Genomic DNA, 24,412 nt, shown 5'->3' with positions numbered 1-24,412 from the left:
GGAGGAAGCGTGCGATATCTGGCAACATTGTTGTTATCTCTGGCGGTGTTAATCACCGCCGGGTGTGGCTGGCATCTGCGTGATACCACGCAGGTCCCTTCCACTATGAAGGTTATGATCCTGGACTCCGGTGACCCGAACGGGCCGTTAAGCCGTGCAGTGCGTAATCAGTTACGTCTGAACGGCGTCGAGTTGCTCGATAAAGAAACCACGCGTAAGGATGTTCCATCCCTGCGTCTGGGCGCTGTATCAATCTCACAGGATACCGCGTCGGTTTTCCGTAATGGTCAAACTGCGGAATATCAGATGGTGATGACTGTTAGCGCGTCGGTATTGATTCCTGGACGAGATATCTACCCGATTAGCGCCAAAGTCTTCCGTTCGTTCTTCGATAACCCGCAAATGGCGTTAGCGAAAGATAACGAGCAGGACATGATCATTAAAGAGATGTACGACCGTGCCGCCGAACAGCTTATTCGTAAGCTGCCAAGCATTCGCGCTGCGGACGTCCGTTCCGACGAAGAAACGTCGACAACAACGGATACCACAGCAACGCCTGCACGCGTCTCCACCACGCTGGGTAACTGATGATTCGGTTGTACCCGGAACAGCTCCGCGCGCAGCTCACTGAAGGGCTGCGCGCGGCCTATCTTTTACTTGGTAACGATCCCCTGTTGTTGCAAGAAAGCCAGGACGCCATTCGTCAGGTCGCCGCCGCACAAGGGTTTGAAGAACACCATACTTTTTCCATTGATCCCAACACTGACTGGAATGCGATCTTTTCGCTATGCCAGGCAATGAGCCTGTTTGCCAGTCGGCAAACCTTGTTGTTAGTGCTACCTGAAAATGGGCCAAATGCGGCGATCAATGAACAACTCCTCACGCTCACCGGATTGCTGCATGACGATCTGCTGTTGATCGTACGCGGTAATAAATTAAGCAAAGCGCAGGAAAATGCCGCCTGGTTTACCGCGCTTGCAAACCGTAGCGTGCAGGTTACTTGCCAGACCCCAGAACAAGCCCAGCTTCCTCGCTGGGTTGCCGCGCGAGCAAAACAGCTCAATTTAGAACTGGATGACGCGGCGAATCAGGTGCTCTGCTACTGTTATGAAGGAAACCTGCTGGCGCTGGCACAGGCACTGGAGCGTTTATCGCTACTCTGGCCGGACGGCAAACTGACACTGCCGCGCGTTGAGCAAGCGGTGAATGATGCCGCTCATTTCACCCCTTTTCATTGGGTTGACGCTTTGTTGAGTGGCAAAAGCAAGCGTGCATTGCATATTCTTCAGCAGTTGCGCCTGGAAGGCAGTGAGCCGGTGATTTTGTTGCGCACTTTGCAACGTGAGCTATTGCTACTGGTTAATCTGAAGCGTCAGTCTGCTCATACTCCGCTGCGTACGCTGTTTGACAAGCATCGGGTATGGCAGAACCGTCGTAACATGATTAGCGAAGCGTTAAATCGCCTGAGTCAGCCACAGTTACGTCAGGCTGTACAACTCCTGACACGAACGGAACTTACTCTCAAACAAGATTACGGTCAGTCAGTGTGGGCAGAACTGAAGGGATTATCTCTTCTTTTGTGCCATAAACCACTGGCAGACGTATTTATCGACGGTTGATATGAAATCTTTACAAGCTCTGTTTGGCGGCACCTTCGACCCGGTGCATTATGGCCATCTAAAACCTGTGGAAACGCTGGCGAATCTGATTGGCCTGACGCGGGTAACGATTATCCCTAACAACGTTCCTCCGCATCGCCCCCAGCCTGAAGCGAACAGCGTGCAGCGAAAACACATGCTTGAACTGGCGATTGCCGACAAGTCGCTGTTTACCCTTGATGAACGCGAGTTAAAGCGTAATGCCCCCTCTTACACATCGCAGACGTTAAAAGAGTGGCGGCAGGAGCAAGGCCCAGATGTGCCGCTGGCGTTTATTATCGGTCAGGACTCGCTGCTGAACTTTCCGACCTGGTATGAATACGAAACGATTCTCGACAATGCACATTTGATAGTCTGTCGACGTCCAGGTTATCCGCTGGAAATGGCACAACCGCAGTACCAGCAGTGGCTGGAAGATCATTTGACGCATAATCCGGAAGATCTGCATCTTCAGCCTGCTGGTAAAATTTATCTCGCCGAAACGCCGTGGTTCAACATCTCGGCGACAATCATCCGCGAACGTTTGCAAAACGGCGAATCTTGTGAGGAATTGTTACCAGAATCGGTACTGACTTACATTAACCAACAAGGCTTGTATCGCTGATATCTGCCGTCACGGAGGGAATGATGCGACTGTGGTTAATTCGTCACGGTGAAACGCAAGCGAATGTCGACGGGTTATACAGCGGTCATGCGCCTACACCACTTACGGAGCGCGGTATCGCGCAGGCGAAAAGCTTGCATACACTGCTACGTGATGTTCCCTTCGATAGGGTTTTATGCAGTGAACTGGAACGGGCGCAGCACACCGCGCGCCTGGTTCTTGATGCCCGTCAACTCCCCGTGCAAATCATCCCTGAACTCAACGAAATGTTTTTTGGTGACTGGGAAATGCGGCATCATCGCGAGCTGATGCAAGAAGATGCCGAAAACTATAGTGCCTGGTGCAATGACTGGCAGCATACCGTCCCTACTCGCGGTGAAGGCTTTCAGGCATTTTCACAGCGGATAGAAAGGTTTATTGCCGGACTTAGTGAGTATCAGCAGCACAAAAACATATTAATCGTTAGCCACCAGGGTGTGTTGAGCCTGTTGATTGCCCGCTTAATCGGCATGCCTCCCGAGGCAATGTGGCATTTTCGTGTAGACCAGGGCTGCTGGAGCGCCATTGATATCAATGGCGAGTTCGCAACTCTACGTGTCCTCAATAGCCGCGCCATCTGGTGCGAAGATGCATGACTTTTCTGTTTTTTTACAGGTAAGCCGCAACGGACATTGACAGGCCCGGGCAGGCTGATATTCTCCGCAACCTGACTTTTCCGCCATACACGACTTTGTAGAAATTGTTTTACAAAAATGGCGATGCAATCTGTGACGCGGGGTGGGATGATAGCCCACTTTCAAGAGCCGATTTGCTGACATTTGTCCCGAAATCGCCTCTGCTTCAGGTATACTGACAGACCATTTTTATCTTTTTTATTTCACCCAGGGGGAAAACTTGCAGGGTAAAGCACTCCAGGATTTTGTTATCGACAAAATTGATGACCTCAAAGGTCAGGACATCATCGCCTTAGACGTTCAGGGCAAATCCAGTATCACCGACTGTATGATCATCTGTACGGGAACATCCAGCCGTCATGTTATGTCCATTGCCGACCACGTGGTTCAGGAATCTCGCGCGGCGGGTTTATTGCCCCTCGGCGTTGAAGGTGAAAACGGCGCCGACTGGATTGTGGTCGATCTGGGTGATGTGATTGTCCATGTTATGCAGGAAGAGAGCCGTCGCCTGTATGAGCTGGAAAAACTCTGGAGTTAATGCGTGAAGCTGCAACTTGTCGCCGTGGGAACGAAAATGCCGGACTGGGTACAAACCGGTTTTACCGAGTACCTGCGTCGTTTTCCGAAAGATATGCCTTTTGAACTGATTGAAATTCCGGCGGGAAAACGCGGCAAGAACGCGGATATCAAGCGCATACTCGACAAAGAGGGTGAGCAAATGCTGGCTGCCGCAGGTAAAAACCGCATTGTCACCCTTGATATCCCAGGCAAGCCCTGGGACACGCCGCAGTTAGCCGCTGAACTGGAACGCTGGAAGCTGGATGGCCGCGATGTCAGCTTGCTGATTGGCGGGCCGGAAGGGTTATCGCCTGCCTGTAAAGCGGCGGCAGAACAAAGCTGGTCACTTTCGGCGCTTACCCTCCCCCATCCGCTGGTTCGCGTACTGGTCGCAGAGAGTCTGTACCGGGCGTGGAGCATTACCACCAACCATCCTTATCACCGTGAGTGATATGGTAGCCTTAAGTAGAAAACGCAGCGGATGAAATTACAGAACTCTTTTCGCGACTATTCGGCAGAGTCCGCGCTGTTTGTGCGCCGGGCGCTGGTCGCCTTTTTGGGGATTTTGCTGCTAACCGGCGTGCTCATCGCCAACTTGTATAACCTACAAATTGTTCGCTTTACCGATTACCAGACCCGTTCTAATGAAAACCGCATTAAGCTGGTGCCTATCGCCCCCAGCCGCGGCATTATCTACGACCGTAACGGTATCCCTCTGGCGCTCAACCGAACTATCTATCAGATAGAGATGATGCCGGAGAAAGTCGATAACGTGCAGCAGACTCTGGACGCCCTGCGCAGCGTGGTTGACCTGACCGATGACGATATCGCCGCGTTTCGAAAGGAGCGTGCACGTTCGCACCGTTTTACCTCTATTCCGGTGAAAACCAACCTGACTGAAGTTCAGGTGGCGCGTTTCGCCGTTAACCAATATCGTTTTCCAGGTGTGGAAGTTAAAGGCTATAAACGTCGTTACTATCCCTATGGTTCAGCGTTGACCCACGTTATCGGTTATGTCTCGAAAATTAACGATAAAGACGTCGAGCGACTAAATAATGACGGCAAACTGGCCAACTATGCCGCAACACATGATATCGGCAAGCTGGGGATTGAACGTTACTACGAAGATGTTCTGCACGGCCAGACGGGTTATGAAGAAGTTGAAGTTAACAACCGCGGTCGCGTCATCCGCCAGTTAAAAGAAGTATCGCCGCAGGCCGGGCATGATATTTACCTGACAATTGATCTCAAGCTCCAGCAGTATATTGAAACACTGCTGGCGGGCAGTCGTGCCGCTGTTGTAGTCACCGATCCGCGTACAGGTGGCGTGCTGGCGCTGGTTTCCACGCCAAGTTACGACCCTAACCTGTTTGTTGACGGTATCTCCAGCAAAGATTATTCCGCGTTGCTGAACGACCCGAATACACCACTGGTGAACCGTGCCACGCAGGGGGTTTATCCGCCAGCGTCGACGGTTAAACCTTATGTGGCGGTTTCGGCATTAAGTGCAGGGGTGATCACCCGTAATACCAGCCTGTTTGATCCTGGATGGTGGCAGTTGCCGGGGTCTGAAAAGCGTTATCGTGACTGGAAAAAATGGGGCCACGGTCGCCTGAATGTCACTAAATCGCTGGAAGAGTCAGCAGATACCTTCTTCTATCAGGTTGCCTACGATATGGGCATCGACCGCCTTTCTGAATGGATGGGTAAATTTGGCTACGGTCATTACACCGGTATCGACCTGTCGGAAGAACGTTCCGGTAATATGCCGACCCGCGAATGGAAACAGAAACGCTTTAAAAAACCGTGGTATCAGGGTGACACCATTCCGGTCGGTATCGGTCAGGGGTACTGGACAGCGACCCCTATCCAGATGAACAAAGCACTGATGATCCTGATTAACGACGGTATTGTGAAGGTTCCGCATTTGCTGATGAGCACCGCCGAAAATGGCAAACAAGTGCCGTGGGTACAGCCGCATGAACCGCCGGTAGGCGATATTCATTCTGGTTACTGGGAACTGGCGAAAGACGGCATGTTTGGTGTTGCTAACCGTCCTAACGGTACGGCACATAAATACTTTGCCAGCGCGCCCTACAAAATTGCGGCGAAATCCGGTACCGCGCAGGTCTTCGGCCTGAAGGCGAACGAAACCTATAATGCGCACAAAATTGCCGAGCGTCTGCGCGACCACAAACTGATGACCGCGTTTGCGCCATATAACAATCCGCAAGTCGCTGTCGCTATGATTCTGGAAAACGGCGGGGCTGGCCCGGCGGTCGGTACGCTGATGCGCCAGATCCTCGACCATATTATGCTTGGTGACAACAACACCGATCTGCCTGCAGAAAACCCGGCGGTTACTGCTGCGGAGGACCATTAATCATGACGGATAATCCGAATAAAAAAACATTCTGGGATAAAGTCCATCTTGATCCCACAATGCTACTGATCTTACTGGCATTACTGGTCTACAGCGCCCTGGTAATCTGGAGCGCCAGCGGCCAGGACATCGGCATGATGGAGCGTAAAATCGGCCAGATCGCGATGGGGCTGGTCATTATGGTGGTGATGGCCCAAATTCCGCCGCGCGTTTATGAAGGCTGGGCGCCCTATCTCTATATCATCTGTATTATTTTGCTGGTAGCGGTAGATGCCTTTGGGGCCATCTCCAAAGGCGCTCAACGTTGGCTGGATCTCGGTATCGTCCGTTTCCAGCCCTCGGAAATCGCCAAAATAGCTGTGCCGCTCATGGTGGCTCGCTTTATCAACCGTGACGTTTGCCCACCGTCGTTAAAAAATACCGCCATCGCGCTGGTGCTGATTTTTATGCCCACGTTGCTGGTGGCAGCGCAGCCTGACCTGGGGACGTCAATCCTCGTTGCGCTTTCCGGTCTGTTTGTACTGTTTCTCTCCGGACTTAGCTGGCGCCTGATTGGCGTTGCAGTGGTACTGGTGGCAGCATTTATCCCAATCTTGTGGTTCTTCCTGATGCATGATTACCAGCGCCAGCGCGTAATGATGCTACTCGACCCGGAATCAGACCCACTTGGCGCGGGCTATCACATTATTCAGTCTAAAATTGCTATTGGCTCCGGCGGATTACGCGGTAAAGGCTGGCTGCACGGTACCCAGTCACAGCTTGAATTTCTGCCCGAACGCCATACCGATTTTATCTTCGCGGTACTGGCGGAAGAGTTGGGATTAGTGGGTATTTTGATTCTGCTTGCTCTCTATATTCTGCTCATCATGCGCGGACTGTGGATTGCAGCCAGAGCACAAACTACCTTTGGTCGCGTCATGGCTGGCGGCTTAATGCTGATATTATTCGTTTATGTCTTCGTAAATATTGGTATGGTAAGCGGTATTCTGCCGGTTGTAGGGGTTCCACTCCCGCTGGTCAGTTATGGAGGATCGGCGCTCATAGTGCTGATGGCTGGGTTTGGGATTGTGATGTCAATCCACACCCACAGGAAAATGTTGTCGAAAAGCGTGTAAGAGGTGCGAATGCGTAAGCAGTGGCTCGGGATCTGCATCGCGGCAGGAATGCTCGCGGCATGTACTAGCGATGATGGTCAGCAACAGACGGTAAGTGTGCCGCAGCCTGCGGTATGTAACGGCCCTATAGTTGAAATTAGCGGGGCGGAACCACGTTTCGAACCACTGAACGCGACGGCAAATCAGGATTATCAGCGCGACGGCAGAAGCTACAAAATCGTGCAGGACCCTTCACGCTTTAGCCAGGCGGGCCTTGCAGCCATTTATGATGCCGAACCTGGCAGCAATCTGACAGCATCTGGCGAAGCATTTGATCCAACGCAGCTGACGGCGGCGCATCCAACGCTCCCCATCCCCAGCTACGCCAGAATCACCAACCTGGCTAACGGGCGGATGATCGTGGTGCGCATTAACGATCGCGGTCCCTACGGCAACGACCGTGTGATTTCACTTTCACGCGCGGCAGCTGACCGTCTTAACACCTCGAACAATACAAAAGTTCGTATCGATCCTATTATCGTCGCCCAGGATGGTTCATTTTCTGGCCCAGGCATGGCTTGTACTACCATTGCCAAACAGACTTACGCCCTGCCTGCGCCGCCCGATTTAAACGGCGGCAGCGGAACAAACTCTATGTCTGTCCCGCAGGGTGATATTCTCCCGGTCAGCAACTCGACGCTGAAAAGCGAAGATCCGACCGGCGCGCCGGTAACCAGCAGCGGCTTCCTCGGCGCGCCGACTACCCTGGCGCCCGGCGTACTGGAAGGCAGCGAACCGACACCTGCACCACAGCCCGTTGTCTCGGCACCTGCAACAACACCTGCAATGGTGACACCGCAAGCCGCTTCGCAAAGCGCCAGCGGTAACTTTATGGTGCAAGTGGGGGCCGTTAGCGATCAGGCACGCGCGCAACAGTATCAACAGCAACTGGGACAAAAGTTCGGCGTACCCGGTCGCGTGACCCAAAACGGCGCGGTCTGGCGTATTCAGCTTGGTCCATTCGCCAACAAAGCTGAAGCCAGTGCCTTACAGCAACGTTTACAAACCGAAGCCCAATTACAGTCATTTATTACCACCGCGCAATAACGTAAAGCAGGCATCTGAAATGTCAATTTCTGTAAATGACGTTAACAAAGTCACGCGGAAAGTCAGATGCCTGGCGGTAGTGCATTTGCTATAGTAGGGCACTTATTTTAAATTCCATCACGGATGTCGTAGTTCAGACCATGAATACCATTTTTTCCGCTCGTATCATGAAGCGCCTGGCGCTCACCACGGCTCTTTGCACAGCCTTTATCTCTGCTGCACATGCCGATGACCTGAATATCAAAACCATGATCCCGGGTGTACCGCAGATCGACGCGGAGTCTTACATCCTGATCGACTATAACTCCGGCAAAGTGCTCGCCGAGCAAAATGCGGATGTCCGTCGCGACCCTGCAAGTCTGACCAAAATGATGACCAGCTACGTTATCGGCCAGGCAATGAAAGCAGGTAAATTCAAAGAATCTGATTTAGTGACCATCGGCAATGACGCCTGGGCCACCGGTAACCCGGTGTTCAGAGGTTCTTCGCTGATGTTCCTCAAACCTGGCATGCAGGTACCGGTTTCTCAGCTTATCCGTGGTATCAACCTGCAATCTGGTAACGATGCTTGTGTTGCCATGGCTGACTTCGCCGCCGGTAGCCAGGATGCTTTCGTTGGTCTGATGAACAGTTACGTTAACGCCCTGGGCCTGAAAAATACCCACTTCCAGACTGTACACGGTCTGGACGCTGACGGTCAGTACAGCTCCGCACGTGATATGGCGCTGATCGGTCAGGCCCTGATTCGTGATGTCCCTAACGAATACGCTATCTATAAAGAGAAAGAGTTTACCTTTAACGGTATTCGCCAGCTCAACCGTAACGGCCTGCTATGGGATAACAGCCTGAATGTCGACGGTATCAAAACTGGCCATACTGACAAGGCTGGCTACAACCTTGTCGCCTCCGCAACGGAAGGTCAGATGCGTCTGATCTCCGCAGTCATGGGCGGACGCACGTTCAAAGGCCGTGAAACCGAAAGTAAAAAACTGCTGACCTGGGGCTTCCGTTTCTTCGAAACGGTTAACCCGCTGAAAGTTGGCAAAGAGTTCGCCTCTGAGCCGGTATGGTTTGGTAATACTGACCGCGCTTCGTTAGGGGTTGATAAAGACGTTTACCTGACCATTCCGCGTGGCCGTATGAAAGACCTGAAAGCCAGCTACGTGCTGAACAGCAGCGAACTGCATGCGCCGCTGCAAAAGAACCAGGTCGTTGGCACCATCAACTTCCAGCTTGATGGCAAAACTATCGAACAACGCCCGCTGGTGGTGTTACAGGAAATTCCGGAAGGTAACTTCTTCGGCAAAATCATTGATTACATTAAATTAATGTTCCATCACTGGTTTGGCTAAAAATTGAACACTTGAAAGTGTAATTTCCGCCCCCATATACTAAGCATCAGTAAAAAACTCCCGCCCTCTGGCGGGAGTTGCTATTTAATTACGTTACGCCGGAGCTGACATGAAAACCAAACTTAACGAACTGCTTGAATTCCCTACTCCTTTTACCTACAAAGTAATGGGGCAGGCGTTACCTGAGCTGGTTGATCAGGTGGTTGAAGTGGTACAGCGCCATGCGCCAGGTGACTACAACCCAACGGTAAAACCAAGCAGCAAAGGCAACTACCACTCGGTATCTATCACTATCAACGCCACTCATATCGAGCAGGTTGAAACTCTGTACGAAGAACTGGGCAAAATCGATATCGTCCGTATGGTTCTGTAATTCGCTTCTCCGTTACCCGGCCTCTGGTCGGGTAACTCCCCTCCCCTCGCTGTGATATAATTTTCCCCACTTTTACTCATTCTCCACGGAGATGCCGTTTTGTATCAGGATAAAATTCTTGTCCGCCAGCTCGGCCTTCAACCTTACGAGCCTATTTCTCAGGCTATGCATGAATTCACCGATACCCGTGATGAAAATACCCTTGATGAAATCTGGTTGGTTGAACACCATCCTGTATTTACCCAGGGACAAGCAGGTAAAGCGGAACATATTTTAATGCCGGGTGATATTCCGGTGATCCAGAGCGATCGCGGCGGCCAGGTAACTTATCACGGGCCGGGGCAACAGGTGATGTATGTGTTGCTTAACCTCAAACGTAGGAAGCTGGGCGTGCGTGAACTGGTGACCTTGCTCGAACAAACGGTAGTGAATACCCTGGCCGAGCTGGATATTGAAGCGCACCCTCGGGCTGATGCTCCAGGTGTCTACGTTGGGGAAAAGAAAATTTGTTCGCTCGGATTGCGTATTCGCCGCGGCTGTTCATTCCACGGTCTGGCATTAAACGTCAATATGGATCTTTCGCCATTTTTACGTATCAACCCTTGTGGTTATGCCGGGATGGAAATGACAAAAATATCACAATGGAAACCTGATGCGACCACCGATAATATTGCACCACGCTTACTGGCAAATATTTTAGCGCTACTCAAAAATCCTGACGTAGAATATATCCCTGCTTAATTCCCCCTCATTAATGACCCAAATCATATTGGGTCATTGTAGTCAGCGTGTTCCAGCGCTTCGCGGGGAACTGATGCTATCGAATGTGTTTTGAAAAAGTATCGTTACATAGCGTTCACAGCGCAGAACGATAAAATGGCACAAACCAACAACAATTTTACATTTTCGCGACCGCTTTGGCTGCTTTCTGGGCCGTTTCAATGATATACTGCCAGTCGTTAATTCAAAAATAGTTGATAATTACAACAATCCATTGAATTGAAACGCTTTCCTTCGTAATTCGCAACTGGAACACGCACGCTATGAGTAAACCCATTGTGATGGAACGCGGTGTTAAATACCGCGATGCCGATAAGATGGCCCTTATCCCGGTTAAAAACGTGGCAACAGAGCGCGAAGCCCTGCTGCGCAAGCCGGAATGGATGAAAATCAAGCTTCCCGCGGACTCTACACGTATCCAGGGCATCAAAGCCGCAATGCGCAAAAATGGCCTGCATTCTGTCTGTGAGGAAGCCTCCTGCCCTAACCTGGCAGAATGCTTCAACCACGGCACAGCAACGTTTATGATCCTCGGCGCCATTTGTACCCGCCGTTGTCCGTTCTGTGACGTTGCCCACGGTCGCCCGGTCGCCCCGGATGCCAACGAGCCGGTAAAACTGGCGCAGACCATTGCTGATATGGCGCTGCGTTATGTGGTTATCACCTCCGTTGACCGCGATGACCTGCGCGATGGCGGAGCCCAGCACTTTGCGGATTGCATTACTGCCATCCGGGAAAAAAGCCCGGAAATCAAAATTGAAACTCTGGTGCCGGATTTCCGTGGTCGTATGGATCGCGCACTGGATATTCTGACCGCCACGCCGCCAGACGTGTTCAACCACAACCTGGAAAACGTACCGCGTATTTACCGTCAGGTACGCCCGGGCGCAGATTACAACTGGTCGCTAAAACTATTGGAACGCTTTAAAGAAGCGCATCCGGAGATCCCAACCAAATCCGGTTTGATGGTGGGACTGGGTGAAACCAATGAAGAGATTATTGAAGTCATGCGCGATCTGCGCCGCCATGGTGTAACCATGTTGACACTGGGGCAATATCTGCAGCCAAGCCGCCATCACCTGCCGGTACAACGCTACGTTAGCCCGGATGAGTTTGATGAAATGAAGGCCGAAGCGCTGGCGATGGGCTTTACCCATGCTGCATGCGGTCCGTTTGTCCGCTCTTCGTATCACGCCGACTTGCAGGCGAAAGGGATGGAAGTTAAGTAGTCGCGTAATAATTGCTTACATCTGTCTGATAAAAAACCCGCTATCTGAAGCGGGTTTTTTTATCGAACAAGATATTGAGGGAGCGTCCTGCTCGCCACGTCACTCTTTATGAGAGAGCTTTTCAGCCTGAATATCAACGTCTGCGCCTTTTTTAGCCGCAGCGTCATCATCATTCATCGCTTTCTTGAACCCTTTAATGGCCGCTCCCAGGTCTCCGCCCAGCGTACGTAACTTCTTAGTCCCAAACAGCAGAACGACCAGCGCCGCAACTACCAGCAGTTTGGTAATACTAATCTCACCCATAGATACCTTCTTGACATAAAACTGGCAACAGAACGCGCCTTAAAAACCAGAGAATATTAACGGTCATTCGACGCGTGCACACAATAGCAATCTGTAACAAGGTGAATCAAGCGCCGAGTAAAAAAACATCATAATAATTGCGGCGGCGCAAAGCGACGGTTGTTTAAGACGGGAAGTTGCGCACGCACCTGACGCACACGTTCGGGCGTCACTTCCGCCATAATGAGCGCTGGCATTTCTGCCGCTGCCGCAATGGTGACGCCAAAGGGATCTATAATCCGGCTTTGCCCGATATTTTTGTTCCCGCACTCCCCCGCTGCCACCATATAACAGGTGGTATCCAGAGCACGAGCGGCTAGCAAGGTTGACCAGTGGTGCTCTTTGAGTGGCCCGCGAACCCAGGCCGCTGGCAGGATCAGGATTTCCGCGCCCTGTAATGCCAGGGCTAATGCCAACTCTGGAAAGCGTAAATCATAGCAGGTCATCAGCCCCACTTTCATGCCTTCAACCTCCAGTAAAGGGGCTATTTCATCACCTGCATCCACATGGCGCGATTCCTGAATGGCAAACGCATCATAGAGATGCAATTTGGCATAATGGGCGACAATTTTCCCCGCCTGCAGCGCCACCAGCATATTCCACGCGCGCCCAGGGGTTGAGGGAACATGAATCGTCAGAATCGTCGTCATCATGTTACGTTTACTTTCCCGCAGTAAACGTCCGAGGAATTCCCCTTCCAGCAACTGTGCCGATTTAACTGACAAATTCGGGTCAAGATCGTCGCGCGCCAGAAGCGCTTCCGGCAGGACAAACAGCGATACGTCGTTTTCCGCCGCCTGTGCCATTAACGAGGCGCAAATCTCAGCGTTCTTTTCCCATATTGATGTAACAGCAAATTGTCCTGCGGCAACCAGCATTGCCACCTCCTGTCAGAGTTGTAAAATTCGCCAACGACGAATATTCGGCGTTAAACTTATCACTCATACAAATCAAATAGCAGGATTTAGCTGTGTTACAACTCCTTTTAGCAGTTTTTATTGGTGGTGGTACGGGAAGCGTGGCGAGATGGATGTTAAGTATGCGGTTTAACCCACTGCACCAGGCTATTCCACTCGGAACTCTGGCAGCAAACCTGATTGGGGCATTTATCATAGGAATGGGGTTTGCCTGGTTTAGCCGCATGACTAATATCGATCCGGTGTGGAAAGTATTAATCACCACTGGTTTTTGTGGCGGGCTAACGACTTTCTCAACATTTTCGGCAGAAGTGGTGTTTTTATTGCAGGAGGGGCGTTTTGGCTGGGCGCTACTGAACGTCTTCGTTAACCTGTTAGGTTCCTTTGCCATGACCGCACTGGCTTTTTGGCTATTTTCAGCATCAACCGCACACTGAAGACCAAAAAAAACCCGCTGAATAAGCGGGTTTTGAATTCTTGCTGACGTATCTTACAGAGCGATTACGTTTGCAGCAGAAGGGCCTTTGGCACCGTTAGTGATTTCGAACTCTACGCGCTGACCTTCAGCAAGAGTTTTAAAACCATTAGTCTGGATTGCAGAGAAGTGTACGAACACATCTTTGCTGCCGTCTTCCGGAGTAATGAAACCGAATCCTTTGGACTCATTAAACCACTTAACGTTACCTTTAATCTTAGACATCAAAATTACCTTTACATGAAAAATAGACACAAATGCTGTGTCGGTTACCAGTACACCAATTGTGGTACGCTTTGTCCAGTGCAACTTTACTAAAAAGTGATAAAAGTCGCGTTATTTTTGATGTTAATTTCATTACACACTGATTTTTAAGGCTTTTATTAAAACGTGACTTGTCTAAAACTGAAACCGCATCCAGGCAAAGTAAACATTGCCGTTGTTGTAAGTGCCAGGGATATAGGTCATCTGAAAAGTCGCAGGGCCATAGCCCACAGAAGCCAATGGCAGTATCAGCGGAACAGGTATGTAGTTCCAGTTATCACGCGCCGTCACACCAGCGGTGAATCCCAGACCGACATGAAAGTTTTCATCGGCAAGCGGTCGCCAGGTACTTTCCCAACCGTATCCGGCAATGGGCTCCCATTTATTCCACGAATCCTTAAACGCCATCGCGTACAAACCGTGCCAGTTGCCTTTCTCATCCCAACGTGACTGACCAAAACCGCCACCCCACGGTCTTTCGTTATAGCGATCGGTTTTTTCTTTGTCATAAGCGAAACGTGCATGCCAGGTAATGGCGGGAATATACAGATCATAATGTTCTGGCCGCAGCCAGGTTTCTGCGACATTATCTTTAAATGTCGCAATCCATTGCTCTGCACTAGCAGAAACTTCTTCAATGCTGATTAACTGAATAAAAGTAAAGGAAAATACGGTAACACATTTACTAGCGCCCATTAGCAACCACAGAAAACTTATCAAAAATATATTACCAGCATAGCCAAAGAAAAATAAATACAACCTTAACAAGGCAAACATAAAGAATAATCCGAGTGTCTGGAAAAATTTATTTCATGAAATTTACTAATAAAACCATCGGATTATTCCGGAGACTAAGAAATATTTTCAGCTAAAGAACAACTCATGCAAATAAAAGTTACACCCATAAAAATAATTATCATTCATTTATTTTTCAATTAGATACAATAAAACATCAATAAAATCATTGTTTGCATTGCCACATGATACACAGACAAGATTATTTTTTGGACGGACAAAATACCATAAATTAATTAACAAAATCGCATCAATTATTCATCAGTTTATAAACATCACCATGTTGTAATTACTCCCCCTAAAATAAATTTTGTTATCCAGGTATAAAAACAACAACATCAATGTCTTAATGACAGCTTTCTTGATTTCAATCAGCATCCGATGTCAATTTATTCGGCATATTTTTTTCTTATTTTAGGACTTTTTTATTATTTATTGTAGATTCTGGAGACAGGAAAGAATATGCAGACATTTATTGAACTCCTTATTGGGGTTGTCGTTATTGTGGGTGTAGCTCGCTACATCATTAAAGGGTATTCCGCCACCGGGGTGCTATTTGTTGGCGGCCTGCTACTGCTGATCATCAGCGCTATAATGGGACACAAAGTTTTACCCTCCAGCCAGACTTCCACTGGCTACAGCGCCACAGATATCGTTGAATACATTAAAATATTACTGATGAGCCGTGGCGGCGATCTCGGCATGATGATCATGATGCTGTGTGGCTTTGCCGCTTATATGACCCACATCGGCGCGAACGATATGGTTGTCAAACTGGCATCAAAACCGCTGCAGTACATTAACTCCCCTTACCTGCTGATGATTGCCGCCTACTTTGTCGCCTGTCTGATGTCATTGGCAGTCTCTTCCGCAACCGGTCTTGGCGTTTTACTGATGGCAACGTTGTTCCCGGTGATGGTGAACGTTGGTATCAGTCGCGGCGCGGCAGCTGCCATTTGTGCCTCACCAGCAGCAATTATTCTCGCACCAACATCTGGTGATGTGGTGCTGGCAGCACAGGCTTCTGAAATGCCGCTGATTGACTTCGCCTTCAAAACAACACTTCCTATCTCAATTGCCGCGATTATCGGCATGGCGATTGCCCACTTTTTCTGGCAGCGTTATCTGGACAAAAAAGAGCACATCTCTCATGAAATGTTAGATGTCAGCGAAATCACAACCACCGCGCCCGCGTTTTACGCCATTCTGCCGTTTACACCGATCATTGGCGTGCTATTTTTTGACGGCAAATGGGGTCCGCAATTGCACATCATCACCATTCTGGTGATCTGTATGCTGATTGCCTCTGTTCTGGAATTTCTTCGCGGCTTTAATACGCAAAAAGTCTTTTCGGGCCTCGAGGTGGCTTACCGCGGCATGGCTGATGCCTTCGCTAACGTAGTCATGTTATTAGTTGCCGCAGGGGTTTTCGCTCAGGGCCTTAGCACCATCGGCTTTATCCAGAGCCTGATCTCAATCGCCACCTCGTTCGGTTCGGCGAGCATTATCCTGATGCTGGTGCTGGTTATCCTGACAATGCTGGCAGCAGTCACCACGGGTTCCGGCAATGCGCCTTTCTATGCCTTTGTTGAGATGATCCCGAAACTGGCACACTCTTCCGGCATTAACCCGGCGTACCTGACAATCCCGATGCTGCAGGCGTCAAACCTGGGGCGCACGCTTTCGCCAGTCTCTGGCGTGGTGGTTGCCGTTGCGGGGATGGCTAAAATATCACCTTTTGAAGTGGTTAAACGCACCTCGGTGCCGGTGCTTGTTGGGCTGGTGATTGTCATTGTGGCTACAGAGTTGATGGTGCCCGGTACTACCGCCGCGGTTGCTGGTAAGTAATTCCCCAGGCCGGAGGAGCGCGTCCTCCGGCACTCTCTTCATCCGCTGTGGTAAATGCGCTGCGGCCGGCCGACTTTGCCGTGAACAATCTCGGCGATGATCAGATGTCGGCTGGCGCAATATTCAAGATAACGTCTCGCGGTGGTGCGGCTTATGGTCAAAGCCTGCGCTACTGTCTCAGCCGTATGTTGCACACCTGGCTCCTTGAACAGTTTTCTCACTGCGTTTAGCGTCAACGCGTCAATGCCAGTTGGCAGCTCATCCTTTGGTTCACCGCGAGCGTAAGCGTTGAACATCTCATCAATTTGCTTCTGACTGGCGCTATCAATGCTTTCCAGCATGTGTCTACGCTGGCGATAACGAGTTAATGTCTGCCCCAGACGCTCATAAGCGATTGGCTTGATTAAATAATCAAACACACCGCAGCGCACAGCCTCAGATACCGTTTCCATATCGCTGGCGGCAGTGGTAAACACCACATCGCCGGGGTAATGCGTCTGCACCAACTCATGCAACAAATTAATGCCTCTACCATCAGGGAGATAGTTATCCAGCAAGATAAGCCCCGGCTTAAAACGCTCGATCATCATTCGGGCCTGCGCCAGGTTTCCCGCCAGCAATATCTGACTGAAGCCGGGAATGTGACGAATATATTCCGCGTGCATTTCTGCCAACGGTGTTTCGTCCTCAACGATCAATAGGGTTAATGGAGCTGTCATCAGGTTTCACTTTCGGAATATAGATTGAAAATAAAGTACCGCAGGGATCATTCTCTTCGAGAGTGATAACTCCACCGCAGCGCGTTACATAGCTGGCAATAAGATACAACCCAATGCCATGCTCACCGGGTTCATCAGCACGCGTACTGACGCCCTGCTCAAATATTTTGTCGCGAAGAGACTCTGGAATGCCGCAGCCCTGATCGGCCACTTCGATTACCACGTCGTCGCCTTCATCGCTCAGGTATAATTCGACGGTCTTATTCCCTTTATCACTATGCAGACTGGCTTCGAAGGCATTATCGAGTAAGTTGCCCACTATCGCCGCAAATTCAGTGCTGTCCAGCCCTTGCGGTAGTTGTGAAAGTTGGCTGCCTGGAACAATCGTCATTTTTAGCCCCAGCTCCCGGGCGCGCTGCACTTTACCAAAAAGAAGCCCCGCCACCTGGCGATCGGCAAATGCTTCACGCAGACTATCAATAAGTTGCTGCTGAGCCTGGGACTCCCCCTGAACCATCGCCAGCACACGATCATACTCTTTCATCTGCAACAGACCATTGAGCGTAGACATCCAATTGAGATGTTCATGACGTAGTGTGCGCAGGCTTTCGACATATTGTTTAATTTGCGTCAGTTGCGCATTAAGGGCAGATATTTCGTCTTTACTACGAAAACTAATAATTGCACCTAGCAAATCATCACCAGAACGAATAGCTTCGCGATTAGCAATAACGCTCAGACCATTAAAATTCGCTACCACATCCTGACGTTTTTCATCAATTTGTTCGGTAAAGAAATCAGCCGGTCTGACAACCTCTGCAATAGGTCTGCCCAGCCACTGCCGTCCGGGGGAACTCAGCCCCAACATTTTTCTTGCGTTGCGGTTGATGGCAGTAATATGCCCATACGGGTCCACCGCAATCAGCCCTTCATAAACCGAACTAAAAAGCGCCTCTTGCTGGCGGACCACGCGCGCAATCTGCTTTGGTTCCATCCCCATCATCTGGCGGCGGATATGCGCAGCTAAGAACCACGACAGCAGCATCAGAATGCCTAACAGCACGACAAACACGCCCACCATCGGTAATAAAAACTCTGCCCGCCAGCTATCGATTTTACTTACCAGATACCCCACCGACACCACGCCAATGACTTTGCCATCGTCATCAAAGATCGGCGTTTTGGCGCGCATTGCCATACCTATCGACCCTTTGCCGGTGATGAAGTAACTCTCCCCTCTTTCCAGCGCTCCCGGTTTGGTAAACTGCATGGGGTAACCAATCTTTTCCGGATTAGGATGGTAAAGGCGGATCGAATCCCGGTCACCAATCACCACATAATCGAAGTCGGTATCTCTTTGCAATTTGTTGGCAATAGTAGCCAGTCGTTTGTAGTCACGCGTTTTCACTGCAGTGATGATACTGTCATTGGAGGCAATAATTTTCGCTTGATTCATTGCCATGTCACGAACATGAAGCGTTAAATAGTCCTCAAAGCTGGCGGTAAAATATTGCGCCAGCGCAGCGATGACAAATATCGAGAACACCAAAATCAGCAAAAAAATACGCAGCGGGAACGCCAGTCGTTGGAAAAAAGCAAACTGTTTATTCTCATTAAGCTGCAACATTGTTTTCCTTGCGGGGTAAGCCCTGTTTTTTGGCGGATGTAATTAAAATGTTGAATCTCGATTTATAAATATCAAATATGATCGTGACAAATTTCATTCATTAAATCAATTAAATCAATTAAACCTATGGGTCAATTCGTAATTACATTAATTAAAAAACTTAAAACCATTAAATAAATAAAAAACCACTAACTCTATGTGAAATAAATCAAAATTTCACGATGCAATACTCCTTAGGATGTATGGCGAAAGGAGAAACAGAAATACCTCACTCACAGCCCTTTCTCTCAACTGAAAATAAAAGGTTATCAATTTGCTACATCGAACAACATTTGTTGCAACCCGATAACAACATGCACCTTCAGGATACTATTTATTATGTTCGGCAATGATATTTTCACCCGGGTAAAACGTTCAGAAAATAAAAAGATGGCGGAAATTACCCACTTTCTGCATGAAAATGATTTGAGTGTTGACACCACGGTCGAGGTATTTATTACCGTAATCCGTAACGACCGCCTTATTGCCTGCGGCGGAATTGCCGGAAATATCATTAAGTGCGTCGCTATTAGTGAATCAGTTCGCGGTGAAGGACTGGCGCTGACATTAGCCACCGAACTGATAAACCTCGCCTATGAACGGCACAGCACGCATCTGTTTATTTATACCAAAACCGAATACGAGGCGCTGTTCCGTCAGTGCGGTTTCTACACGTTAACCAGCGTACCTGGCGTGATGGTGTTGATGGAAAATAGCGCCACACGTCTGAAACGCTATGCCGAATCGCTGAAGAAATTCCGTCATGAAGGGAAGAAGATTGGCTGTATCGTCATGAACGCCAATCCCTTTACTAACGGCCACCGTTATCTGATTCAACAAGCTGCGGCACAGTGCGACTGGCTGCATCTGTTTTTAGTCAAAGAAGATTCTTCACGCTTTCCCTATGACGACCGGTTAGATCTGGTGTTAAAAGGCACCGCCGATATTCCGCGTCTGACCGTGCATCGCGGCTCCGAGTACATCATCTCCCGCGCCACGTTCCCCTGCTACTTCATTAAAGAACAGAGCGTCATCAACCATTGTTACACCGAAATTGACCTGAAAATTTTCCGTCAGTACCTCGCGCCCGCGCTGGGCGTTACTCACCGCTTTGTTGGTACTGAACCCATTTGTCGCGTGACCGCCCAGTACAACCAGGATATGCGCTACTGGCTGGAAACACCGACCATCTCCGCACCGCCCATCGAACTGGTTGAAATTGAGCGACTGCGTTACCAGGAACTGCCGATATCCGCTTCCCGGGTACGTCAACTGCTGGTGAAAAACGATCTCACGGCTATCGCGCCACTGGTCCCGGCACCCACTCTGCATTACTTGCAGAATCTGCTTGAACACGCCCGCCAGGACGCGGCAGTTCGTCAAAAGACCCCCGCATAAGAAACAGGTGAAAAATGAAAATAAACCAGCCCGCCGTTGCAGGCACCCTTGAGTCTGGGGATGTGATGATACGCATCGCCCCACTCGATACGCAGGATATCGACCTGCAAATCAACAGCAGCGTTGAGAAACAGTTTGGCGATGCGATTCGCACCACCATTCTGGACGTTCTCGCCCGCTATAACGTGCGCGGCGTACAGCTGAATGTCGATGACAAAGGCGCACTGGACTGCATTTTACGTGCACGACTGGAAGCCTTGCTGGCGCGCGCCAGCGGTATCCCGGCGCTGCCATGGGAGGATTGCCAATGATTTCCGCTTCGCTGCAACAACGTAAAACTCGCACCCGCCGCAGCATGTTGTTTGTGCCTGGTGCCAATGCCGCGATGGTCAGCAACTCCTTCATCTACCCAGCTGATGCTCTGATGTTCGACCTCGAAGACTCCGTGGCGCTGCGTGAAAAAGACACCGCACGTCGTATGGTCTACCACGCGCTGCAACATCCGCTGTATCGCGATATTGAAACCATCGTACGTGTTAACGCACTGGATTCTGAATGGGGCGTTAACGACCTGGAAGCCGTCGTTCGCGGTGGCGCAGACGTTGTGCGTCTGCCGAAAACCGATACCGCTCAGGACGTTCTGGATATCGAAAAAGAGATCCTACGTATTGAAAAAGCCTGCGGTCGCGAACCCGGCAGCACGGGGCTGCTGGCGGCGATTGAATCTCCGCTGGGCATTACCCGCGCGGTGGAAATCGCTCACGCTTCCGAGCGTTTGATCGGTATCGCCCTCGGTGCAGAAGACTACGTGCGCAACCTGCGTACAGAACGCTCCCCGGAAGGAACTGAACTGCTGTTCGCTCGCTGCTCTATTTTGCAGGCCGCACGTTCTGCGGGTATTCAGGCGTTCGATACCGTCTATTCCGACGCCAACAACGAAGCCGGATTCCTGCAAGAAGCCGCCCACATCAAACAGCTGGGCTTTGACGGCAAATCGCTGATCAACCCGCGTCAGATTGATCTGCTGCACAACCTCTACGCTCCAACCCAGAAAGAAGTGGATCACGCACGCCGCGTCGTAGAAGCCGCTGAAGCCGCCGCTCGCGAAGGCCTTGGCGTCGTTTCCCTGAACGGCAAGATGGTTGACGGTCCGGTTATCGATCGCGCCCGTCTGGTGCTCTCCCGTGCAGAACTTTCCGGCATCCGCGAAGAATAAGGCAATCAAAATGACGCAGAAAATTGAACAATCTCAACGACAAGAACGGGTAGCAGCCTGGAATCGTCACGCTGAATGCGATCTTGCCGCTTTCCAGAACTCGCCGAAACAAACCTATCAGGCTGAAAAAGCGCGCGATCGCAAACTGTGCGCCAACCTGGAAGAAGCCATTCGTCGTTCTGGTTTGCAAGATGGTATGACCATCTCCTTCCACCACGCTTTCCGTGGCGGTGACCTGACCGTCAATATGGTGATGGACGTCATCGCAAAGATGGGCTTTAAAAACCTGACCCTGGCGTCCAGTTCCCTGAGTGATTGCCATGCGCCGCTGGTAGAACACATTCGCCAGGGCGTGGTTACCCGCATTTATACCTCCGGCTTACGCGGTCCACTGGCAGAAGAAATCTCCCGTGGCCTGCTGGCGGAACCGGTGCAAATCCACTCTCACGGCGGACGTGTGCATCTGGTACAGAGCGGTGAACTGAACATCGACGTCGCTTTCCTCGGCGTCCCGTCCTGTGATGAATTCGGTAATGCCAACGGCTACACCGGCAAAGCCTGCTGCGGTTCTCTCGGTTATGCAATGGTTGATGCCGACAACGCAAAACAGGTGGTGATGCTCACCGAAGAACTGCTGCCTTATCCGCATAATCCGGCGAGCATTGAACAGGATCAGGTTGATCTGATCGTCAAAGTTGATCGTGTCGGCGATGCCGCGAAAATCGGCGCTGGCGCAACCCGTATGACCACTAACCCGCGCGAACTGCTGATTGCCCGCAGCGCTGCGGATGTGATTGTCAACTCTGGCTACTTCAAAGAAGGTTTCTCCCTGCAGACCGGCACCGGCGGCGCTTCGCTTGCGGTAACCCGTTTCCTGGAAGACAAAATGCGTAGCCGCGATATTCGCGCCGACTTCGCCCTCGGTGGCATTACCGCAACGATGGTTGATCTGCACGAAAAAGGTCTGATCCGCAAACTGCTGGATGTGCAGAGCTTTGACAGCCACGCTGCGCAATCGCTGGCCCGTAACCCCAATCACATCGAAATCAGTGCCAACCAGTACGCTAACTGGGGCTCTAAAGGCGCATCGGTTGATCGTCTCGACGTGGTGGTACTGAGCGCGCTGGAAATTGATACCCAGTTCAACGTCAACGTGCTGACCGGCTCTGATGGCGTGCTGCGTGGCGCTTCCGGTGGTCACTGCGATACCGCAATTGCCTCTGCGCTTTCCATCATTGTTGCGCCGCTGGTGCGCGGTCGTATCCCGACTCTGGTGGATAACGTGCTGACCTGCATTACCCCAGGGTCCAGCGTCGATATTCTGGTCACCGACCACGGCATCGCTGTTAACCCGGCACGTCCGGAACTGGCAGAACGTCTGCAGGAAGCAGGCATTAAAGTGGTTTCCATTGAGTGGCTGCGCGAACGTGCGCGTCTGCTGACCGGTGAACCACAGCCGATTGAATTCACCGACCGCGTCGTTGCCGTCGTGCGCTACCGCGATGGCTCGGTGATTGACGTTGTGCATCAGGTGAAGGAATAAGCCATGCACCTGCTTCCTGAACTCGCCAGCCACCATGCGGTGTCAATTCCCGAGCTGCTCGTCAGCCGGGATGAAAGGCAAGCACGGCAACACGCCTGGCTCAAGCGCCATCCTGTTCCACTGGTCTCCTTTACCGTGGTTGCGCCGGGTCCGATTAAAGACAGCGAGGTCACACGCCGAATTTTTAATCATGGCGTGACAGCCTTGCGTGCCTTAGCCGCAAAACAGGGCTGGCAAATTCAGGAGCAGGCTGCACTGGTTTCCGCCAGCGGGCCGGAGGGCATGTTGAGCATTGCCGCTCCAGCTCGCGACCTCAAGCTCGCCACCATTGAGCTTGAACATAGCCATCCTCTCGGGCGTTTATGGGATATCGATGTCCTGACGCCCGAAGGCGAAATTCTCTCCCGCCGCGATTATTCGCTGCCGCCTCGCCGCTGCCTATTATGCGAGCAAAGCGCAGCCGTCTGCGCGCGTGGAAAAACCCACCAACTGACCGATTTACTCAACCGCATGGAGGCGCTGCTGAACGATGTCGATGCCTGCAACGTCAACTAAAACCACAAAGCTTGCGACGTCATTAATCGATGAATATGCCCTGCTGGGCTGGCGCGCCATGCTGACTGAAGTCAATCTGTCACCGAAACCAGGCCTCGTGGATCGCATTAACTGCGGTGCGCACAAAGATATGGCGCTGGAAGATTTCCACCGTAGCGCACTGGCAATCCAGGCCTGGTTACCCCGTTTTATCGAATTTGGTGCCTGTAGTGCAGAAATGGCCCCCGAAGCAGTACTCAACGGATTACGCCCAATTGGTATGGCCTGTGAAGGCGATATGTTCCGCGCCACTGCGGGCGTAAACACCCATAAAGGCAGCATTTTTTCTTTAGGGCTACTGTGCGCGGCGATTGGCCGTTTGCTTCAGCTCAACCAGCCGGTAACGCCCACAACCGTTTGTTCTACGGCGGCAAGTTTCTGCCGTGGTCTGACCGATCGCGAACTGCGTACCAATAATCAACAACTGACCGCAGGTCAACGGTTGTACCAGCAACTAGGCCTTACCGGCGCGCGCGGTGAAGCCGAAGCAGGTTATCCACTGGTGATCAACCACGCACTTCCGCATTACCTCACTCTGCTGGATCAGGGGTTAGATCCTGAACTGGCATTGCTCGATACCTTGCTCCTACTGATGGCTACCAACGGCGATACCAACGTTGCATCGCGCGGTGGAGAGGGGGGCCTGCGCTGGCTACAGCGCGAGGCGCAAACACTATTGCAAAAAGGGGGCATCCGAACCCCCGCCGATCTCGATTATCTCCGGCAGTTCGACAGGGAGTGTATCGAACGAAATCTCAGTCCAGGCGGCAGTGCCGACCTGCTGATCCTTACCTGGTTTTTAGCACAGATTTAATTATTTAAG

General features: G+C 51.0%; 27 protein-coding genes. 21 read left to right on the top strand and 6 right to left on the bottom strand.

Annotation, left to right across the window (positions count from 1 at the left end; translation table 11 throughout):
- Positions 1–9 precede the first annotated feature (9 nt).
- The 13 genes from lptE to lipA all read left to right on the top strand — a co-directional run bounded on the left by lptE (position 10) and on the right by lipA (position 11,812).
- Positions 10–588 (top strand): LPS assembly lipoprotein LptE, encoded by a 579-nt coding sequence (gene lptE / locus D9736_RS14850; protein ID WP_064528965.1) that lies wholly within the window; start codon positions 10–12, stop codon positions 586–588.
- Positions 588–1,619, top strand: a complete 1,032-nt coding sequence (holA, locus tag D9736_RS14845; protein ID WP_130258609.1) for a DNA polymerase III subunit delta — start codon at positions 588–590, stop codon at positions 1,617–1,619. Before lptE ends, holA begins: the two co-directional genes overlap by 1 nt.
- Position 1,620: 1 nt before the next feature.
- Positions 1,621–2,262 (top strand): nicotinate-nucleotide adenylyltransferase, encoded by a 642-nt coding sequence (nadD, locus tag D9736_RS14840; protein WP_064528967.1) that lies wholly within the window; start codon positions 1,621–1,623, stop codon positions 2,260–2,262.
- A 23-nt stretch (positions 2,263–2,285) separates the two neighbouring features.
- The gene (locus tag D9736_RS14835; RefSeq protein WP_130258622.1) at positions 2,286–2,897 is read left to right on the top strand and encodes an adenosylcobalamin/alpha-ribazole phosphatase; all 612 of its coding nucleotides are present in this window, start codon (positions 2,286–2,288) and stop codon (positions 2,895–2,897) included.
- A gap of 259 nt (positions 2,898–3,156) precedes the next feature.
- Complete coding sequence (gene rsfS, locus D9736_RS14830) at positions 3,157–3,474, top strand: ribosome silencing factor (protein ID WP_001161662.1); 318 nt, start codon at positions 3,157–3,159, stop codon at positions 3,472–3,474.
- A gap of 3 nt (positions 3,475–3,477) precedes the next feature.
- The gene (gene rlmH / locus D9736_RS14825; protein WP_000776104.1) at positions 3,478–3,945 is read left to right on the top strand and encodes a 23S rRNA (pseudouridine(1915)-N(3))-methyltransferase RlmH; all 468 of its coding nucleotides are present in this window, start codon (positions 3,478–3,480) and stop codon (positions 3,943–3,945) included.
- A 30-nt stretch (positions 3,946–3,975) separates the two neighbouring features.
- A complete protein-coding gene (gene mrdA / locus D9736_RS14820) occupies positions 3,976–5,877 on the top strand; it encodes a peptidoglycan DD-transpeptidase MrdA (protein WP_130219433.1) in 1,902 nt (633 codons plus the stop codon).
- Positions 5,878–5,879: 2 nt separating this feature from the next.
- Complete coding sequence (gene mrdB / locus D9736_RS14815; RefSeq protein WP_000131717.1) at positions 5,880–6,992, top strand: peptidoglycan glycosyltransferase MrdB; 1,113 nt, start codon at positions 5,880–5,882, stop codon at positions 6,990–6,992.
- Positions 6,993–7,001: 9 nt separating this feature from the next.
- Complete coding sequence (gene rlpA / locus D9736_RS14810) at positions 7,002–8,078, top strand: endolytic peptidoglycan transglycosylase RlpA (RefSeq protein WP_130222594.1); 1,077 nt, start codon at positions 7,002–7,004, stop codon at positions 8,076–8,078.
- Between the two features lie 140 nt (positions 8,079–8,218).
- Entirely contained in the window at positions 8,219–9,430 is a 1,212-nt protein-coding gene (gene dacA / locus D9736_RS14805; RefSeq protein WP_064528971.1) for a D-alanyl-D-alanine carboxypeptidase DacA, read from the top strand.
- 109 nt (positions 9,431–9,539) lie between these two features.
- Entirely contained in the window at positions 9,540–9,803 is a 264-nt protein-coding gene (ybeD, locus tag D9736_RS14800) for a DUF493 family protein YbeD (protein ID WP_130206481.1), read from the top strand.
- 99 nt (positions 9,804–9,902) lie between these two features.
- A complete protein-coding gene (lipB, locus tag D9736_RS14795; RefSeq protein ID WP_130258608.1) occupies positions 9,903–10,544 on the top strand; it encodes a lipoyl(octanoyl) transferase LipB in 642 nt (213 codons plus the stop codon).
- A 302-nt stretch (positions 10,545–10,846) separates the two neighbouring features.
- Complete coding sequence (gene lipA, locus D9736_RS14790; protein ID WP_000042625.1) at positions 10,847–11,812, top strand: lipoyl synthase; 966 nt, start codon at positions 10,847–10,849, stop codon at positions 11,810–11,812.
- A 99-nt stretch (positions 11,813–11,911) separates the two neighbouring features.
- Here the strand turns inward: lipA and tatE are convergent, their stop codons facing one another.
- Together tatE and D9736_RS14780 are read right to left on the bottom strand one after the other, a co-directional pair.
- Positions 11,912–12,115, bottom strand: a complete 204-nt coding sequence (gene tatE / locus D9736_RS14785; protein WP_064528973.1) for a twin-arginine translocase subunit TatE — start codon at positions 12,113–12,115, stop codon at positions 11,912–11,914.
- Between the two features lie 128 nt (positions 12,116–12,243).
- Entirely contained in the window at positions 12,244–13,032 is a 789-nt protein-coding gene (locus tag D9736_RS14780; protein WP_130258607.1) for a deaminated glutathione amidase, read from the bottom strand.
- 92 nt (positions 13,033–13,124) lie between these two features.
- Between D9736_RS14780 and crcB the strand changes: the two genes are divergently transcribed.
- Positions 13,125–13,508, top strand: coding sequence for a fluoride efflux transporter CrcB (crcB, locus tag D9736_RS14775; protein WP_130206475.1), 384 nt, complete (start codon positions 13,125–13,127; stop codon positions 13,506–13,508).
- 53 nt (positions 13,509–13,561) lie between these two features.
- Here the strand turns inward: crcB and cspE are convergent, their stop codons facing one another.
- Positions 13,562–13,771: a transcription antiterminator/RNA stability regulator CspE gene (gene cspE, locus D9736_RS14770; protein ID WP_000034825.1), complete on the bottom strand. Its 210-nt coding sequence runs from the start codon at positions 13,769–13,771 to the stop codon at positions 13,562–13,564.
- A gap of 174 nt (positions 13,772–13,945) precedes the next feature.
- Positions 13,946–14,506, bottom strand: coding sequence for a lipid IV(A) palmitoyltransferase PagP (pagP, locus tag D9736_RS14765; protein WP_130258606.1), 561 nt, complete (start codon positions 14,504–14,506; stop codon positions 13,946–13,948).
- Positions 14,507–15,067: 561 nt separating this feature from the next.
- Between pagP and dcuC the strand changes: the two genes are divergently transcribed.
- Positions 15,068–16,453, top strand: a complete 1,386-nt coding sequence (dcuC, locus tag D9736_RS14760) for an anaerobic C4-dicarboxylate transporter DcuC (RefSeq protein WP_130206471.1) — start codon at positions 15,068–15,070, stop codon at positions 16,451–16,453.
- 38 nt (positions 16,454–16,491) lie between these two features.
- Here the strand turns inward: dcuC and dpiA are convergent, their stop codons facing one another.
- Together dpiA and dpiB are read right to left on the bottom strand one after the other, a co-directional pair.
- Positions 16,492–17,172, bottom strand: coding sequence for a two-component response regulator DpiA (dpiA, locus tag D9736_RS14755; protein ID WP_130206469.1), 681 nt, complete (start codon positions 17,170–17,172; stop codon positions 16,492–16,494).
- Positions 17,141–18,799 carry a sensor histidine kinase DpiB gene (dpiB, locus tag D9736_RS14750; RefSeq protein ID WP_130258605.1) on the bottom strand — a complete coding sequence of 553 codons (1,659 nt, stop codon included), beginning with the start codon at positions 18,797–18,799 and terminating at the stop codon, positions 17,141–17,143. The genes dpiA and dpiB overlap by 32 nt, the downstream gene beginning before the upstream one ends.
- A gap of 378 nt (positions 18,800–19,177) precedes the next feature.
- On the opposite strand from dpiB, the gene citC reads away from it, so the two are divergent.
- Genes citC through citG form a run of 6 tightly spaced genes read left to right on the top strand, consistent with a single transcriptional unit; the run spans position 19,178 to position 24,403 of the window.
- Positions 19,178–20,236 carry a [citrate (pro-3S)-lyase] ligase gene (citC, locus tag D9736_RS14745; protein WP_130258604.1) on the top strand — a complete coding sequence of 353 codons (1,059 nt, stop codon included), beginning with the start codon at positions 19,178–19,180 and terminating at the stop codon, positions 20,234–20,236.
- Between the two features lie 14 nt (positions 20,237–20,250).
- Positions 20,251–20,547 carry a citrate lyase acyl carrier protein gene (gene citD, locus D9736_RS14740; protein WP_000700703.1) on the top strand — a complete coding sequence of 99 codons (297 nt, stop codon included), beginning with the start codon at positions 20,251–20,253 and terminating at the stop codon, positions 20,545–20,547.
- A complete protein-coding gene (gene citE, locus D9736_RS14735) occupies positions 20,544–21,452 on the top strand; it encodes a citrate (pro-3S)-lyase subunit beta (protein ID WP_000622357.1) in 909 nt (302 codons plus the stop codon). Before citD ends, citE begins: the two co-directional genes overlap by 4 nt.
- Before the next feature lie 10 nt (positions 21,453–21,462).
- The gene (citF, locus tag D9736_RS14730) at positions 21,463–22,995 is read left to right on the top strand and encodes a citrate lyase subunit alpha (RefSeq protein WP_130258603.1); all 1,533 of its coding nucleotides are present in this window, start codon (positions 21,463–21,465) and stop codon (positions 22,993–22,995) included.
- Positions 22,996–22,998: 3 nt separating this feature from the next.
- Positions 22,999–23,550 (top strand): citrate lyase holo-[acyl-carrier protein] synthase, encoded by a 552-nt coding sequence (gene citX, locus D9736_RS14725; RefSeq protein ID WP_000550408.1) that lies wholly within the window; start codon positions 22,999–23,001, stop codon positions 23,548–23,550.
- Positions 23,525–24,403 (top strand): triphosphoribosyl-dephospho-CoA synthase CitG, encoded by an 879-nt coding sequence (gene citG, locus D9736_RS14720; protein WP_130258602.1) that lies wholly within the window; start codon positions 23,525–23,527, stop codon positions 24,401–24,403. The genes citX and citG overlap by 26 nt, the downstream gene beginning before the upstream one ends.
- Positions 24,404–24,412: the final 9 nt, after the last annotated feature.

The organism is Escherichia sp. E10V10 (assembly GCF_004211985.1).
GTDB lineage: Bacteria > Pseudomonadota > Gammaproteobacteria > Enterobacterales > Enterobacteriaceae > Escherichia.
Note: the sequence above shows the minus strand (reverse complement) of the source record. Positions and strands in the feature narration are given on the sequence as shown.

Excerpts from the sequence above, each read along its gene's own strand:
- dacA (WP_064528971.1), top strand. The coding sequence starts at position 8,219 with ATGAATACCATTTTTTCCGCTCGTATCATGAAGCGCCTGGCGCTCACC.
- pagP (WP_130258606.1), bottom strand. The coding sequence starts at position 14,506 with ATGGGCGCTAGTAAATGTGTTACCGTATTTTCCTTTACTTTTATTCAG.
- lipA (WP_000042625.1), top strand. The coding sequence starts at position 10,847 with ATGAGTAAACCCATTGTGATGGAACGCGGTGTTAAATACCGCGATGCC.
- dpiB (WP_130258605.1), bottom strand. The coding sequence starts at position 18,799 with ATGTTGCAGCTTAATGAGAATAAACAGTTTGCTTTTTTCCAACGACTG.
- D9736_RS14780 (WP_130258607.1), bottom strand. The coding sequence starts at position 13,032 with ATGCTGGTTGCCGCAGGACAATTTGCTGTTACATCAATATGGGAAAAG.
- dcuC (WP_130206471.1), top strand. The coding sequence starts at position 15,068 with ATGCAGACATTTATTGAACTCCTTATTGGGGTTGTCGTTATTGTGGGT.
- holA (WP_130258609.1), top strand. The coding sequence starts at position 588 with ATGATTCGGTTGTACCCGGAACAGCTCCGCGCGCAGCTCACTGAAGGG.
- citD (WP_000700703.1), top strand. The coding sequence starts at position 20,251 with ATGAAAATAAACCAGCCCGCCGTTGCAGGCACCCTTGAGTCTGGGGAT.
- nadD (WP_064528967.1), top strand. The coding sequence starts at position 1,621 with ATGAAATCTTTACAAGCTCTGTTTGGCGGCACCTTCGACCCGGTGCAT.
- D9736_RS14835 (WP_130258622.1), top strand. The coding sequence starts at position 2,286 with ATGCGACTGTGGTTAATTCGTCACGGTGAAACGCAAGCGAATGTCGAC.
- tatE (WP_064528973.1), bottom strand. The coding sequence starts at position 12,115 with ATGGGTGAGATTAGTATTACCAAACTGCTGGTAGTTGCGGCGCTGGTC.
- citE (WP_000622357.1), top strand. The coding sequence starts at position 20,544 with ATGATTTCCGCTTCGCTGCAACAACGTAAAACTCGCACCCGCCGCAGC.
- rlpA (WP_130222594.1), top strand. The coding sequence starts at position 7,002 with ATGCGTAAGCAGTGGCTCGGGATCTGCATCGCGGCAGGAATGCTCGCG.
- citG (WP_130258602.1), top strand. The coding sequence starts at position 23,525 with ATGTCGATGCCTGCAACGTCAACTAAAACCACAAAGCTTGCGACGTCA.
- dpiA (WP_130206469.1), bottom strand. The coding sequence starts at position 17,172 with ATGACAGCTCCATTAACCCTATTGATCGTTGAGGACGAAACACCGTTG.
- ybeD (WP_130206481.1), top strand. The coding sequence starts at position 9,540 with ATGAAAACCAAACTTAACGAACTGCTTGAATTCCCTACTCCTTTTACC.
- mrdA (WP_130219433.1), top strand. The coding sequence starts at position 3,976 with ATGAAATTACAGAACTCTTTTCGCGACTATTCGGCAGAGTCCGCGCTG.
- citF (WP_130258603.1), top strand. The coding sequence starts at position 21,463 with ATGACGCAGAAAATTGAACAATCTCAACGACAAGAACGGGTAGCAGCC.
- mrdB (WP_000131717.1), top strand. The coding sequence starts at position 5,880 with ATGACGGATAATCCGAATAAAAAAACATTCTGGGATAAAGTCCATCTT.
- citX (WP_000550408.1), top strand. The coding sequence starts at position 22,999 with ATGCACCTGCTTCCTGAACTCGCCAGCCACCATGCGGTGTCAATTCCC.
- cspE (WP_000034825.1), bottom strand. The coding sequence starts at position 13,771 with ATGTCTAAGATTAAAGGTAACGTTAAGTGGTTTAATGAGTCCAAAGGA.
- citC (WP_130258604.1), top strand. The coding sequence starts at position 19,178 with ATGTTCGGCAATGATATTTTCACCCGGGTAAAACGTTCAGAAAATAAA.